The 13,164-nt window shown below is 63.0% G+C and carries 12 protein-coding genes and 1 pseudogene; 6 read left to right on the forward strand and 7 right to left on the reverse strand.

The features are described 5' to 3' along the window. Positions 1-20 precede the first annotated feature (20 nt). Positions 21-1,166: a nucleoside hydrolase gene (locus AB3X89_RS23195; protein WP_368585351.1), complete on the forward strand. Its 1,146-nt coding sequence runs from the start codon at positions 21-23 to the stop codon at positions 1,164-1,166. Positions 1,167-1,199: 33 nt separating this feature from the next. Here the strand turns inward: AB3X89_RS23195 and AB3X89_RS23200 are convergent, their stop codons facing one another. Together AB3X89_RS23200 and AB3X89_RS23205 are read right to left on the reverse strand one after the other, a co-directional pair. Then, positions 1,200-2,156: a LysR family transcriptional regulator gene (locus AB3X89_RS23200; protein ID WP_368585352.1), complete on the reverse strand. Its 957-nt coding sequence runs from the start codon at positions 2,154-2,156 to the stop codon at positions 1,200-1,202. A 750-nt stretch (positions 2,157-2,906) separates the two neighbouring features. Then, the gene (locus AB3X89_RS23205) at positions 2,907-3,959 is read right to left on the reverse strand and encodes an NAD(P)-dependent alcohol dehydrogenase (protein WP_368585353.1); all 1,053 of its coding nucleotides are present in this window, start codon (positions 3,957-3,959) and stop codon (positions 2,907-2,909) included. Between the two features lie 337 nt (positions 3,960-4,296). On the opposite strand from AB3X89_RS23205, the gene AB3X89_RS23210 reads away from it, so the two are divergent. Next, positions 4,297-5,265, forward strand: coding sequence for an AraC family transcriptional regulator N-terminal domain-containing protein (locus AB3X89_RS23210; RefSeq protein ID WP_368585354.1), 969 nt, complete (start codon positions 4,297-4,299; stop codon positions 5,263-5,265). On the opposite strand, the gene AB3X89_RS23215 is transcribed toward AB3X89_RS23210, so the two are convergent. The 3 genes from AB3X89_RS23215 to AB3X89_RS23225 are packed head-to-tail and all read right to left on the reverse strand — an operon-like array spanning position 5,262 to position 7,400. Next, positions 5,262-6,068 (reverse strand): molybdopterin-dependent oxidoreductase, encoded by an 807-nt coding sequence (locus AB3X89_RS23215; protein WP_368585355.1) that lies wholly within the window; start codon positions 6,066-6,068, stop codon positions 5,262-5,264. The two genes, AB3X89_RS23210 and AB3X89_RS23215, sit on opposite strands and share 4 nt — an antisense overlap. After that, a complete protein-coding gene (locus AB3X89_RS23220; protein ID WP_368585356.1) occupies positions 6,065-6,715 on the reverse strand; it encodes a cytochrome b/b6 domain-containing protein in 651 nt (216 codons plus the stop codon). The genes AB3X89_RS23215 and AB3X89_RS23220 overlap by 4 nt, the downstream gene beginning before the upstream one ends. Positions 6,716-6,758: 43 nt before the next feature. Beyond that, positions 6,759-7,400 carry a hypothetical protein gene (locus tag AB3X89_RS23225; RefSeq protein WP_368585357.1) on the reverse strand — a complete coding sequence of 214 codons (642 nt, stop codon included), beginning with the start codon at positions 7,398-7,400 and terminating at the stop codon, positions 6,759-6,761. A 235-nt stretch (positions 7,401-7,635) separates the two neighbouring features. On the opposite strand from AB3X89_RS23225, the gene AB3X89_RS23230 reads away from it, so the two are divergent. The 3 genes from AB3X89_RS23230 (at position 7,636) to AB3X89_RS23240 (ending at position 10,111) form a co-directional block, all read left to right on the forward strand. Further along, positions 7,636-8,307 (forward strand): heavy metal response regulator transcription factor, encoded by a 672-nt coding sequence (locus AB3X89_RS23230; RefSeq protein WP_176123114.1) that lies wholly within the window; start codon positions 7,636-7,638, stop codon positions 8,305-8,307. Further along, positions 8,304-9,704 (forward strand): heavy metal sensor histidine kinase, encoded by a 1,401-nt coding sequence (locus tag AB3X89_RS23235; protein WP_368585358.1) that lies wholly within the window; start codon positions 8,304-8,306, stop codon positions 9,702-9,704. Before AB3X89_RS23230 ends, AB3X89_RS23235 begins: the two co-directional genes overlap by 4 nt. 104 nt (positions 9,705-9,808) lie before the next feature. After that, on the forward strand, positions 9,809-10,111 hold the full coding sequence (locus tag AB3X89_RS23240; protein ID WP_368585359.1) for a putative quinol monooxygenase: 303 nt from the start codon (positions 9,809-9,811) through the stop codon (positions 10,109-10,111). 67 nt (positions 10,112-10,178) lie between these two features. Here the strand turns inward: AB3X89_RS23240 and AB3X89_RS23245 are convergent. After that, positions 10,179-11,656, reverse strand: a pseudogene (locus tag AB3X89_RS23245) (diguanylate cyclase). A 115-nt stretch (positions 11,657-11,771) separates the two neighbouring features. Continuing rightward, positions 11,772-12,530: a GntR family transcriptional regulator gene (locus tag AB3X89_RS23250; RefSeq protein ID WP_368585360.1), complete on the reverse strand. Its 759-nt coding sequence runs from the start codon at positions 12,528-12,530 to the stop codon at positions 11,772-11,774. Between the two features lie 266 nt (positions 12,531-12,796). Between AB3X89_RS23250 and AB3X89_RS23255 the strand changes: the two genes are divergently transcribed. Further along, positions 12,797-13,138 carry a UxaA family hydrolase gene (locus AB3X89_RS23255; protein ID WP_217709839.1) on the forward strand — a complete coding sequence of 114 codons (342 nt, stop codon included), beginning with the start codon at positions 12,797-12,799 and terminating at the stop codon, positions 13,136-13,138. Positions 13,139-13,164 lie beyond the last annotated feature (26 nt).

The raw sequence follows: 13,164 nt of genomic DNA on the forward strand, positions 1-13,164 counted from the left end.
GCACTCCAAACGAGGCATCGATGAGGCGAATTCTCGTGGCATTGATCTGGGCGGCAAGCGTGGCAACCACACTCAATCTCACGGCTTACGCAAGCAACGGTGTCAATGCCCGCAGCGATCCGCCGAAGGTGATCATCGACAGCGACTACAACACGCTCGGCGACGATGGCCAACTCGGCGTGATGGCAGCGCAACTGCAGGCGCAGGGTTCGCTGAAAGTGCTCGGCATTACCGTGGTGTCCGGCAATCAGTGGCTGAAGCAGGGCGTTGCCGATGCGTTGAAATCGGTCGAGCGGCTCGGCGTCGAACAGCAGATCGGCGTGTATGCGGGCGCCAATTACGCGTTGTCGCACGACTTCACGACGATCCAGCGTGAACTGAAAAAATTCCCGGGCGGCGACGGTTACATCGGCGCATGGAGCAAGCCGGAGCCGAAATCGGCTAGTGAACTGGTCGCGCCGCCGGACGGCTTCGCGACGCACACGAAGGTGCGAAGCCAGAGCGCGATCGACTTCATCGTCGAATCGGTGAAGCGCTATCCTGGCGAGGTGACGATTCTCGCAATCGGCCCGCTGACCAACCTCGCGTTGGCCACCCGCGAGCACCCCGAGATCGTGCCGCTGATCAAGCAGATCATTTACATGGGCGGCGCGATCGACGTGCCGGGCAATACCACGCCCACCGCCGAATTCAACTGGTGGTTCGATCCCGAAGCGGCGAAAACGGTGCTGCATCTGCCGATCAAACAGACGGTGATTCCGCTCGACGTAACGAATACCGTGCAAATGGACAAGGCGCTTTACGATCGCATTGCGCACGATCCGGCGAAGCAGACCATCATCACGCAACTGTTCAAGACGCTGAACGGTTACGGCTACGACGGCAAGAACGGCTTCGAGACCAATCCGAACTACACGACGAACATCTGGGACACGCTGACGCTCGCGTATCTGATGCATCCGTCGTTCGCGACGCAGACCGTCGAGGAATGGGTGGATGTGGATACGGGCATCGGCGCCAACGAAGGCAAGGCAACGGGCTACACGAGTTCGCCGCCGCCGGGTTTGCAGAAGATGACGGTCGTCAAGCGATTCGATAATCCGGCGTTTTTCAATTTCTATGTCGATCTGCTGACGCGGCCGGTGCCGGTGCGGCCGATGAACTAATCAACGCGCGAGCGCCGCGCGCCCGCACCCGCTTTACGCGGGATGCAGGCCGCGCAGCAACTGACGCACGCGCGACAGATCCTGCTCGACGTGGCCGGCCTTCTCGAACAGCTCGGCGAGCCAATCGACGAATGCGCGCACGCGCGGCGACACGCGGCGGTTTTTCACGTACGCGACCGAGACCGGCATCGGCACGGGTTTCCATTGCGGCAGCACTTCATGCAGCAAGCCCGAATCGAGGTAAGGCTGCGCGGCGATGCGCGCGGGCTGGATCATGCCGAGGCCTTGCAGTCCGCAGGTGAGGTACGCCTGTTCGTCGCTGACCTGCACGAAGCCATTGAGCTTGACCTTGCGCGCTTCGCCGTCCACTTCGAAATCGAAGTCGCATTCGCGGCCGCTATGCGGCGACACGCAGTTGACCGCGACATGCGCGCGCAGCTCGTCGAGATCGACGGGCGTGCCGTGGCGAGCCAGATAGGCTGGACTCGCGCAGGTGACCTGATCGAGGGTGCCGAGTTGCCGCGCGACGAGATTGGAATCGGGCAATTCACCGAGCTGGATGCTGCAGTCGATTGCTTCGGAAACCATATCGACGGTGCGGTTGCTGACGCCGATCGCGAGATCGAGGTTCGGGTAGAGGGCGTGGAACTCGTCTAGAGATGGGAGCACGATTGCGCTTGCTACTGCGCTCGGCATTTCTATGCGCAGGCGGCCGGTCAGGTTGTCGGTCGAATTGCGGATGCTGGCTTCCATTTCGTCGATGTCGGCGAGGATTTGCGCGCAGCGTTCGTAGTAGGCGGCGCCTTCTGGGGTGATGCTCAGGCGGCGCGTCGTGCGGACTAAGAGCGCGGTGCCTAGCAGGGCTTCCAGGTTCTGGACGATCGTCGTCGCGGTTGCGCGGGGAATGTTCAGTGATTCCGCTGCGCGGGTGAAGCTGTTGGTGTCCACGATTCGGATGAATGTGCGCATTGCAGTTATTCTGTCGATCACTGGGATGCTCCAAATGAGGTTTCTTTTTTTGCCTGCGGCGGTTCTTTTGTCTTTGTTCCTGTGGTGTTGGCCTTTCCTTGATTTCTTGTCGGTCTATTGGCGTTGCCCCTGTGCGGGGCGGCACCTACTTTCTTTGCTGCTGCAAAGAAAGTAGGCAAAGAAGACAGCTCAAACCGCTAATTCTTAAGCGGGCACCGTGCCCCACGAGCGGCAGTGGTGCATCTGGAATCCGTGCCCCCGCACATTCGACCGCAGTGACAAAGCCGTCATCCATCCCACTCCGCACTACGTGCGTCGCGGACCGGCATGCAGGGGAAACCAGTGTGTTTTTGTGTTAGTGGGGCCATCGGCTGCGTCTCGGCGACACGCCAAACCGACCAATGGTTTGAGAACAGTGCTTCGGCGCGCGCAGCGCCGCCGGAGGTATGACTGCCTTGTCACTGACGCGGAATGCGCGAGATGACAGATTCCAGATGCACCACTACCTCACGCGGACCGAGGGCCCCGCTTATGAGCTGGCGGTTTTAGCTGTCTTCTTTGCCTACTTTCTTTGCAGCAGCAAAGAAAGTAGGTGCCGCCCCGCACAGGGGCAACGCTAATAGACCGACAAGAAATCAAGGAAAGGCCAACACCCTAAGAACAAAGAAAAAGCGCGAAGGCAAAGAAAACACAACAACAAAACAAAACAAAACAGAACCCCGCGCCGCGGGCGCAAAAAAAGCCACCCGCTGCGCGGCAAACAAGCAGCTATTACTTCCGCAACGAATCCATATCAATCACAAACCGATACTTCACATCGCTCTTGAGCATCCGCTCATAAGCCTCATTGATCTTCTGCATCGGAATCATTTCAATATCCGAAGTAATGCCATGCTCCCCGCAGAAATCGAGCATCTCCTGCGTCTCGGCAATACCGCCAATCAGCGAACCGGCAAGGCGCCGCCGCTTGAGAATCAGATTGAACACCTGCGGCGACGGATGATCGTGCTCCGGCGCACCGACTAGGGTCATCGTCGCATCGCGCTTCAGCAGATTCAAAAACGGATTCAGATCGTGCTGCGCCGCCACCGTATTGAGAATGAAATCGAAGCTATTCACATGCGCTTCCATCTCCTGCGGATTCTTCGAAACAACGACTTCATGCGCGCCAAGCCGCTTCGCATCCTCGATCTTCGACGGCGACGTCGTAAACAGCACGACATGCGCGCCCATCGCACGAGCCAGCTTCACACCCATATGGCCGAGTCCGCCGAGGCCGACAATTCCGACCTTCTTGCCCGGGCCCACGCCCCACGTGCGCAGCGGCGAATACGTGGTGATGCCCGCGCACAGCAGCGGCGCGACACCCGCGGGGTCGAGATTCTGCGGCACGCGCAGCGTAAAAGCCTCGTCGACGACCAGTTGCGTCGAATAGCCACCGTACGTGATCTGTCCGTCGACGCGATCGACACCGTTGTACGTGCCCACCCAGCCGTTCTCGCAATACTGCTCGAGACCTTCCGCGCAGCTCGAACAGGTGCGGCACGAATCGACCAGACAGCCGACCGCGACCAGTTCTCCGACCTTGTACTTCGTCACATTCGGACCGACCGCGGTCACGCGGCCGACGATTTCGTGGCCCGGCACGACCGGGTAGATCGTGTTCTTCCATTCGTTGCGCGCCTGATGCAGGTCGGAATGGCACACGCCGCAGTACAGCACTTCCATCTGCACGTCATGGGCGCGCGGTGCGCGGCGCTGTAATTCAAACGGGGCGAGCGGCGTGGTGGCGTCGGTCGCTGCATAGGCATACGTCGTGCTCATGGGTAGCTCCAGCAAAGAGGGTGATGGCGCAACATGCGACGCGCCGGCGATGCGCAACAGGGGGTTGCGGATGCGGCGGACCGCAGCATGAACCGGAATCGGGGAGCGTGCATCGGTGGCCAACATCCGCGTCGAGCAAATTGATGGTGGCCAATGACCGCGCAAGCTGCGCGCGGCAAAAAGGGCGATCCGGCAGGGTTCCCATCTTAGGAGTCCGACACCCGTCGTGGAATACCTGATTGTCTTGAAGGTTTGCCTAAAACTCTGGAGGAACAGCGCGATACACTGTTTGGTGCTAAATTCCAGGCATTATTCTCCTGGCTGTCACCATATCGTCATGTCCACTCAAGCTGTCGATTCCGTTACGAACGATGCGGCGCAGCGCCGCGTGCTCGAACTGTTCAATCTGCTCGCGCCGAATGCCGGCATCACGCGTTCGAGCCTCGAAGGCGTCGACCTGCTGCGCGCGAATCAGCCGATGGCGCGCAGGCCGGTGATGTACGAGCCGAGTATCGTGATCGTCTGCCAGGGACGCAAGCGCGGCTTTATCGGCGATCAGGTGTTCCAGTACGACGCGCAGCAGTACCTGGTGCTGTCGGTGCCGTTGCCGTTCGAATGCGAGACCGAAGCAAGCGAACAGGAGCCTTTTCTCGGCATTTCCGTGCGCGTCGATCTGACGATGGTCGCCGAGTTGCTGATGGCGCTCAACGAGACTCAGGGTGTCGCGCAGCACGAACCGGCCGGCATCTACTCGACGCCGCTCGATTCCGCGCTGAGCGGCGCAGTGAAGCGTCTGATGGAAGCACTCGCATCGCCGCTCGATGCGCGCATCCTCGCCCCTGGCATCGTGCGGGAAATCTGCTATCGCGTGTTGACCGGCGAGCAGGGCGGCGCGATTCGCGCGGCGCTCACGCATCAGAATCACTTTGGCCGCATCGCCAAGGCGCTGCGGCGCATTCATGCGGACTACCACGGCTCGCTCGATGTCGATACGCTCGCGGCCGAGGCCGGCATGAGCCTCGCGGTGTTTCATGCGCAGTTCAAGGCGGTCACCGCGACGTCGCCGATGCAGTACGTGAAGACCACGCGTCTGCATCATGCGCGTCTGTTGATGGTGCAGGATGGCCTGAATGCGGGCGCAGCCGCCGCGCGGGTCGGCTATGAAAGCGCGTCACAGTTCAGCCGCGAGTTCAAGCGGCTATTCGGCCTGAGTCCCGGCGACGAAGTCAAGCGCATGCGCGCCGCTCACGATGCGCCGCTGCCGCGCGCGCACAAGCCGGTGCCGCGTTACGTGACCGCGGTCTAAAGCCCGCTGAACCAGTTGTAGCCCTGATCTTCCCAGTAGCCGCCGGGATTCGTGTTGGTCACGAAGATCGCGGCGATATGCTTCGGGTTCTTGAAGCCGAGCTTCGTCGGCACACGCAGCTTCAGCGGATAACCGTATTTGGCCGGCAGCGGCGCGTTGCGGAAAGCGAGCGTCAATTGTGTTTGCGGATGCAGCGCGGTCGCCATGTCGAGGCTCGAGTAATAGCGGTCCGCGCATTTGAAGCCCACGTAGCGCGCGCTCAAATCGGCGCCGATCAGTTGGAGAAACGTGCGAAACGGTACGCCGCTCCATTGTCCGATCGCGCTCCATCCCTCGATGCACACGTGGCGCGTGATCTGCGAAACCTGCGGCAACTTGCGCAGCTGCTCGAGACTCCAGCTGCGCTTGTCCGCGACGAGCCCGGACACTTCGAGCCGAAAGCTCGAGCCGTCGACATCGGGCGCATCGAACTCGGGATAGAAAGCGTTGAACGGAAACGGATCGGTGATATCGCGCGCCGCATAGGTCGGCGCGAGCTTGTTGCGATCGAACAGCCACGCCTGCACGCGATCGTTCCAGCGCGACATCGCCCATAGCACCTTGTCGACGGAATCGTTGTCCTGCAGGTTGCAGCCGGACAGCATCGCGAGCGCGCCGATCGATAGCGACGAGCGCAGAAATAGACGGCGCTGCAATTGCTCGATTTGCGGCCGGTGCTCGGCAAGCACGATGCGTGAGCGGCGCGCGCCGTCTGTATTGGCGTGCGTATCGTTCGCCGTGTCGGTTCGTTGCGGGGCGCTCATGCGCGAGTCCTCTGGGGGGCTTGATCGATGCGAGGCGTGCCGTGCTGGGCGCGTCCGGTGAACATCGGCGGCAACGTGCGCGGCACCAGCAGCACCAGCAGCAGATGCACGACGACGAAGCCGACCACGCCGGCCATCGCGACGAAATGCACGCGCCGCGCAAAATCGAAGCCGCCGAACAGCGCGGTCAGCCACGAGAATTGCACCGGCTTCCAGATCGACAGTCCGGATGCGACGAGCAGCACGCCGAGCAGCAGCACCAGCAGATACAACGCGCGCTGCACGGCGTTGTACCTGCCGGTTTCGTGCGGCAGTCGGAAGCGCAGCGCGAGCGCCGCATCGCGTGCGACGTCGCGGGCACGCACCGGCAGCAGCTTGCGACGCAAATGACCGCTCGCGACGCCGTACGCGAGATACAGCAGCCCGTTCACGCAGAGCAGCCACATCGCCGCGAAGTGCCATGCGATCGAGCCGCCGAGCCATCCGCCGACCGTCGCCCATACGGGAAACCGGAACGGAAAGATCGGCGACGCGTTATAGATCGCCCAGCCGCTCATCACCATGCAGACCATCGCGAACGCGTTGATCCAGTGCGTCACGCGAACGAAGAGAGGATGAACGATCAGAGATGCTTGCGAGTCGGGCATTGGCTTCAAAGACGAGAGGGAGGAAGACGAACGAAGTGCCGCGTTACATCGGCGGCGTCACGCCATGCTCGCCGGCCGAAATGAAGTTCGCCGCCATCGAGCCGTCCGCCTCCTTGTGCGCAAACAGCACGACCTTCGCGCCGGGCGTCAGCAGCGCGCGGCTGCCAGGCTCCAGACTGACGATGGGCACGTCCTGCGGAATCACGATCTTCTTCTCGCCGTCCTTGTACTTGACGGTAATCGTGCGGCCGTTGCTGACCACCAGCGAGCCGACCGTGCCGTTCGTCATCGTGCTGTTCGCGCCGAGATCCCACGGTCGATGACCTTCGCCGGAACCGCGCATGCTCGGCGGGAACACATGCACTTCGAGCGCTTTCAGCGTGCCGTCGGCCTGCGGAATCGCGGCGGTGCCGACATAGCTGTCCGGCTTGATGTCGGCGACGTTTGCGAGCGTGACGCCGCGAATCGGCGTGTCGGCGGCAAGCTTCACGTCGACGTCCTGGCCGTCGCGCGTATGGACTTTGAGCAGATCGCCCGACAGCGACGTGACCGTGCCGCGCACGCCGGTCGGCGCGGCAGTCTGGGCCGAAGCCGCGAACGACGTTGCGAACAGCGCGGCGGCGAGGGCGGGGACGGCGAGGGCGCGCGGCGTGCGTGCGCGGACAGTGTTCATGCGGGTCTTCATCAGGCAACTCCAGGAAGGGGATGCAGCGTGGTGGACGGTGCGATCAGACTAGCCGCCGCATCGGCTCATCAAGGTGACGGGAGGATGACAAAAACGTCATCAATGGCCGACGGCGGCCACGTAGAATGGCCGCCGGGGGAGCGCCGCAGGTTTTCTCGAGCGCTCCCGTCAGGCGTTTATTGCGCGCGCGAGCGCGGCCTTGCGGGCCGAATCGTGCGCAGGAGCGGCGAGCATCATGAGCATTCTGGTTATCGAAGACGATCCGAAAACCGGCGACTATCTGAAGAAGGGCCTGCGCGAGAACGGCTACGCGGTCGACCTCGCGCGCACCGGCACGGACGGCCTGCACCTGGCGCTCGGGCACGACTACGAACTCGTCGTGCTCGACGTGATGCTGCCCGGCATCGACGGTTGGGAAATCATGCGGGCGTTGCGCGCGCGACGCGATTTGCGGGTGATTTTCCTGACCGCGCGCGATCAGGTCAGCGACCGCATTCGCGGTCTCGAACTCGGCGCCGACGACTATCTGGTCAAGCCGTTCTCGTTTACCGAGCTGGTGCTGCGCATTCGCACGTTATTGCGCCGTGGCGTGATCCGCGAAAGCGACGTGTTCGAAGTCGCCGACTTGAAGCTCGACGTGTTGCGCCGCCGGGTCACTCGCGAGGGCGTCGACATTCCGCTGACCAACAAGGAGTTCATGCTGCTGCATCTGCTGGTGCGCCGCGAGGGCGAAGCGCTGTCGCGTTCGCAGATCGCATCGGAAGTGTGGGACATGAACTTCGATAGCGACACCAATGTGGTCGACGTGGCGATCAAGCGCTTGCGCGCGAAGGTCGATCACCCGTTCGAGAAGAAGCTGATTCACACGGTGCGCAGCATCGGCTACACGTTCGGCGACGGCGCATGAGACTCTGGACCGAACGCTCGCTGATCGCGCGCACCACGTTCCTGTTCGCGCTGATCGCCTGCGCGGTGATCGGTTCGCTCGGCGCGTATTTCTATCATTCCGCTGAAGTCGCGCTGCAACGCCGCGCCGATGTCGTGCTGAGCGGCCGCGTCGAGCATTTCAGCCGCATCGTGCACGACCTTTACTCGGTCAGCGAATTGAAAAAGCGTCCGCTGCTGTTCGAGACGATGCTCGGCGCGGAGGAGGACGTGCTGATCTTCCGCCGGCCCGGCGAAGCGCCGTTCGTCGACGTGAATCCGGGCGGACTCGCGGTGCCTGATCTGCCGGCCGCCCCGGCAGGCGATCCGCCGCGCGCCACCGACGTGCGTCGGACGCGCCTGCCCGACGGCGTGCCTGTGCATTGGGCGATTGCAACCGCGACAGCGCGCGAGGATGGCACCGAAGTCGAGGTGATCGCCGGCCATCCGATGACACATGAAATGCGCATGCTGGCCGAGTACCGCAACCGCATCGTGCTGGCGACGCTGACCGGCATGCTGGCCGCGACGCTGCTCGCTTACTGCGTGCTGCGCCGCGCGCTGCGCCCGGTGCGCGAGATCGCCACCCGCGCCGCGCAAATCAGCCCGACGAATCTGGCGGTGCGGCTCGACGATCGAGCGGCGCCGCTGGAACTGCGTCAACTCACGCACGCGTTCAACGCGATGCTCGATCGTCTCGCCGACGGCTATCAACGTCTGCAGCAGTTTTCCGCCGATCTCGCGCACGAGATCCGCACGCCGGTCGGCGCGCTGGTCGGCCAGACCCAGGTGGCGCTCGCGCAGCCGCGCGAAGCCGACGAGTATCAGCAACTGCTCGAATCGAATCTGGAGGAGCTGAATCGCCTGAGCCATATCGCGGAGAACATTCTGTTTCTCGCGCATGCGGATCATGCGGCGTTGTCGATCGAGCGGCAGCCGGTCGATCTGCATGGCGAGCTCGTCAGAATCGCCGACTATTTCGAAGGCCTGGCCGACGAACGCGGCATGCGTTTCGAAGTCGACGCGGCAGGCATCGCATCGGCCAATCCGATGCTGTGCCGCCGCGCGATCAACAATCTGGTCGTCAATGCGGTGCGTTATGGCGCGGGCGACACGATCGTGCGCCTGCGCGGCGCGCAGGACCAGGCGGGCGCGCTGGTGACGGTCGAAAACGAGGGCGAGCCGATTCCGGCCGCGCAACTCGACCGGCTGTTCGATCGCTTCTATCGCGGCGACGCGGCGCGCAGCGCGTTCACGGAATCGAACGGACTCGGGCTCGCGATCGTGAAGGCGATCATGCATCTGCATGGCGGCAGCGCGCGCGTGGTGTGTCCGCAGCCGGGCGTCGTGCGTTTCGAGCTGCGCTTTCCGGGCGCGTGACTTGCTCGCGCATGAGGCCCGGCGTCGCTTCAGCCGACGCCGCCTATACTTTTCAAAGCGCTTTGAAAGGACCGTTCGCTGCCGAACTCACCAGGAGTCGCATCATGGTCAAGCTCGCTTTGTATGTCCGTCTGGAAGCCAGGCCCGGCAAGGAAAAGGAAGTCGAGGCGTTTCTGCTCGGCGGCCTGCCGCTCGTCGAGCAGGAACCGGCCACCGCCGCGTGGTTCGGTCTGAAGCTCGGTCCGTCGACGTACGCCATTTTCGATGCGTTCGACGACGAAGCCGGTCGCAACGCACATCTGAACGGCAAGGTCGCGGCCGCGTTGATGGAGAAGGCGGGCGAGCTATTCGCGTCGCCGCCGGGCATCGTCAAGCTGGATGTGCTGGCGGCCAAGCTGCCGGGCTGAGCGAGGTTGAGCGAGGTTGAGCGTCGAGCGTTGCGCCGGCGTGGCGAACGCCTGACGCCCTCGGCCGTTACTTCGCCGCCGCCTCCACTCCCGGCTGCGCGTCGTAGTGCGCGCGCTTTTCCTCGTACATCAGCAGGTCGGCGCGCTGCACGCCCGCTTCCAGCCGGTCGCCGCGCTGGCAGGTCGCCGCGCCCATCGAGAAGCTCAGCGGCGAGCCCGGATAGAACTGGTTGTTCATCTCGACCAGCTGGCGGATCGCGTCGATCATCGCCGCGCCGCCGCGCTCGTCGGTATCGGGCATCAGGATCGCAAATTCGTCGCCGCCGATCCGCGCCGCGTGGAACGGCGACTCCATCGCCTTCGCGAGCACTTCGCCGGCACGCCGCAGCAGCGCGTCGCCGGCCGCATGGCCGAGCTGATCGTTCACGCGCTTCAGGCCGTTCAGGTCGGCCATGATGATCGTGACGGGCCACGGTCCCTTGCGTTCCAGCCGGTTGAGTTCGTCCACATAGAACGAGCGGTTGCGCAGCTTGGTCAGCACGTCGTGCTTGCCGAGGAATTCGAGGTAGGCCTCGGCTTTCTTGCGCGCGGTGATGTCGGTCAGCGCGACGAGCACGAGGTCCCAGTCCCGCTCGTGGCCGGGCAGCACCGAGAATTGCAGGTGGACGTGAACCTCGTTGCCGTCGAGTGAATAGTTGAGCACCTCGCGCTGCTGGAACAGCTTGTTGTCCCACAGGTCGATCAACTGTTCGCGGAAATGCGGGCGCATCTCGTCGCGGAACACGTCGGCGAGGCGCGCGAGCAGCGTCTTCTTGTCCTTCGCGCCGAACATCCCGAGCGTGTGGTGGTTGACGTCGAGCACATGGATTTCCGCCATGCAGCGTTCGACGAACTCGGGATGGACGTCGGTAAACACGCGGAAATCGTTGATGCCGGCCGCGCGCGCGCCGTCGAGCAGGCGTTTGACCGCGCTGAAATCCTCGACCCACAGCGACACCGGCGAGTGTTCGAAGAGCCCGCGCGCGTATTCTTCCGCCTCCGCGACACGGCGCCGCGCGCCTTCGAGCTCGGTGATGTCTTCGGTCGACACCAGCACGCGGTCCCAGCGGTCCTCGTGACCGGGCAGCACCGCGCCCTTGAGCAGCACGTCGAGGCGGCGGCCGCCGAGCGTGTAGTTGACCGTGTGGCTCGTGAAGTTCGACTGTCCGGCCCAGAGCTGGCACAGCTCTTCGAGGTGCGTTTTCAGCATGTCGTCGCGGAACACCGACGCGAGGTTGCTCGTCAGCGTGTCGAAATCGCGGCCTCGAATTGCGCGAGCGTCTGGCGATTGACCTTGATCACGCGGATGCGGTGAGCGCATTCGGCGACGCGCTGCGGGGCTTCGGCGAAATGGGCGCGCAGATCGGTCACGCCCGCGGCTCGCCATTCATCGAACAACGCGCGCACGCCGCTGAAATCTTCGAGCCACAGCGACACCGGCGCAAGTTCGAACATCCCGGAGTCGTCGTTGATGGGCGCGGAGCCGCTCGTGAGGGTATCCAGCATGAGGTTCTCGGGATCGGAAGTGCGGCTATTTTAGACAGGCTGGCGCCGGCCGAAAATGAAAGACGATTGGCCTGCCGTTTTTGCGCAGACGTGCCTGGCGAGTGACCGTGGTCCGCTATTTCTGATCGTCGCGTGCCGCGCGCGTGCCGATGTACTCGTATTCCTCGGTATTGAGCCGCGAAATGCGCAGTTCCACCGCGCTGCGATGATACGAGTACGCGATGCGCCGAATCTCGAGCAGCGGCGCGCCGACATCGACGCCAAGCTGCGCGCTTTCGAGCTCATTGGCGAGCGCAACGCTCACACGTTCATCGGTCTCGACCACGTTGATGCCGAAACCGTCCTGATAGAAGTTGTACAGCGTGTTCGGCCGGTTGCGCAGCTTGCTTTCGGTCAAGCCGGGAAACAGCGCTTCGGGCACGGTGATATGTTCGATCAGCACGGTCTTGCCATGCAGCGCGAGCCCGTTGACGAACTGCAGCACGCGCGCGCCGGTCTCGATCCCGAGCGCGACGGCCGTCTCGCGCGATGCTCGCGCCTTCTTGAACCCGATCAGCGTGACGACCGGGTAGGCCTTGTCGCCGTCGCGCCGCACGATGCGAAAGAAGCGGAAGAAGTGCCGGTCGCGCTGATGCATCGCCACGAAGGTGCCGAGCCCTTGATGACGGATCAGAATGTTCTCGGCGCACAGTTCGTCGATGGCTTTGCGCAGTGTGCCGATCGACACGCCGAAGCGTTCGGCGAGGCGCTTTTCCGAAGGAATGCATTCGCCGCCTTTCCATTCGCCGGCCGCGAGCGCCGCGAGAATCGCGCTCTTGACCTCCTTGTACCGTGTGGCGCCCACGGCGGGCGCATTGATCGCGAGCGTGCTCATGAAAACCTCTGGAATACGCGAGTCGTAGCTCGCCTGCGTTGGACCTGCCCTGATTCTAAACGACCAGGTCATCTGAAACATCTGGATGAATCGTATGTTGTCGGCGATTCGCGACAGCGACCGGTCACCTCCCAGTCTTCTAACACATCTATATGACCTAGTTGACATTGAGTAAGTGGGCGCCTAGTATCGATTCACCGCGGCGCACGTGGCTGCGCTGCCCCGGCGGCACCCTCACCGCATTCAAACTACGAATGGAGACGCTCATGAGCAATCCCACGGCAGACATCAACGACACCGCAGCGGGCGCGTCGGCGCCACGTAGAACGATTCACATCGTGCTGCACGAGGCGAAAGACACGGTCGGCGTGGCGGTGGTCGAGGGCATCAAGGCGGGCATGCAGCTCAACGCATGGATCATGGATGACGACGCAATCGTCACCGTGCCGGCGAAGCAGGACATTCCGATCGGTCACAAGGTCGCGCTGAAGGACATGGCCGTCGGCGACACGGTGTTCAAGTACGGCGTCGATATCGGCAAGGTGGTCGCGCCGATCAAGGCCGGCGAGCACGCGCACGTGCACAACATCAAGACGAAGCGCTGGTAAGCAACGCGCGCGCAATTGCTGCCTGC

It is taken from the genome of Paraburkholderia sp. BR14320, assembly GCF_040948665.1.
Classification (GTDB): domain Bacteria; phylum Pseudomonadota; class Gammaproteobacteria; order Burkholderiales; family Burkholderiaceae; genus Paraburkholderia; species Paraburkholderia youngii.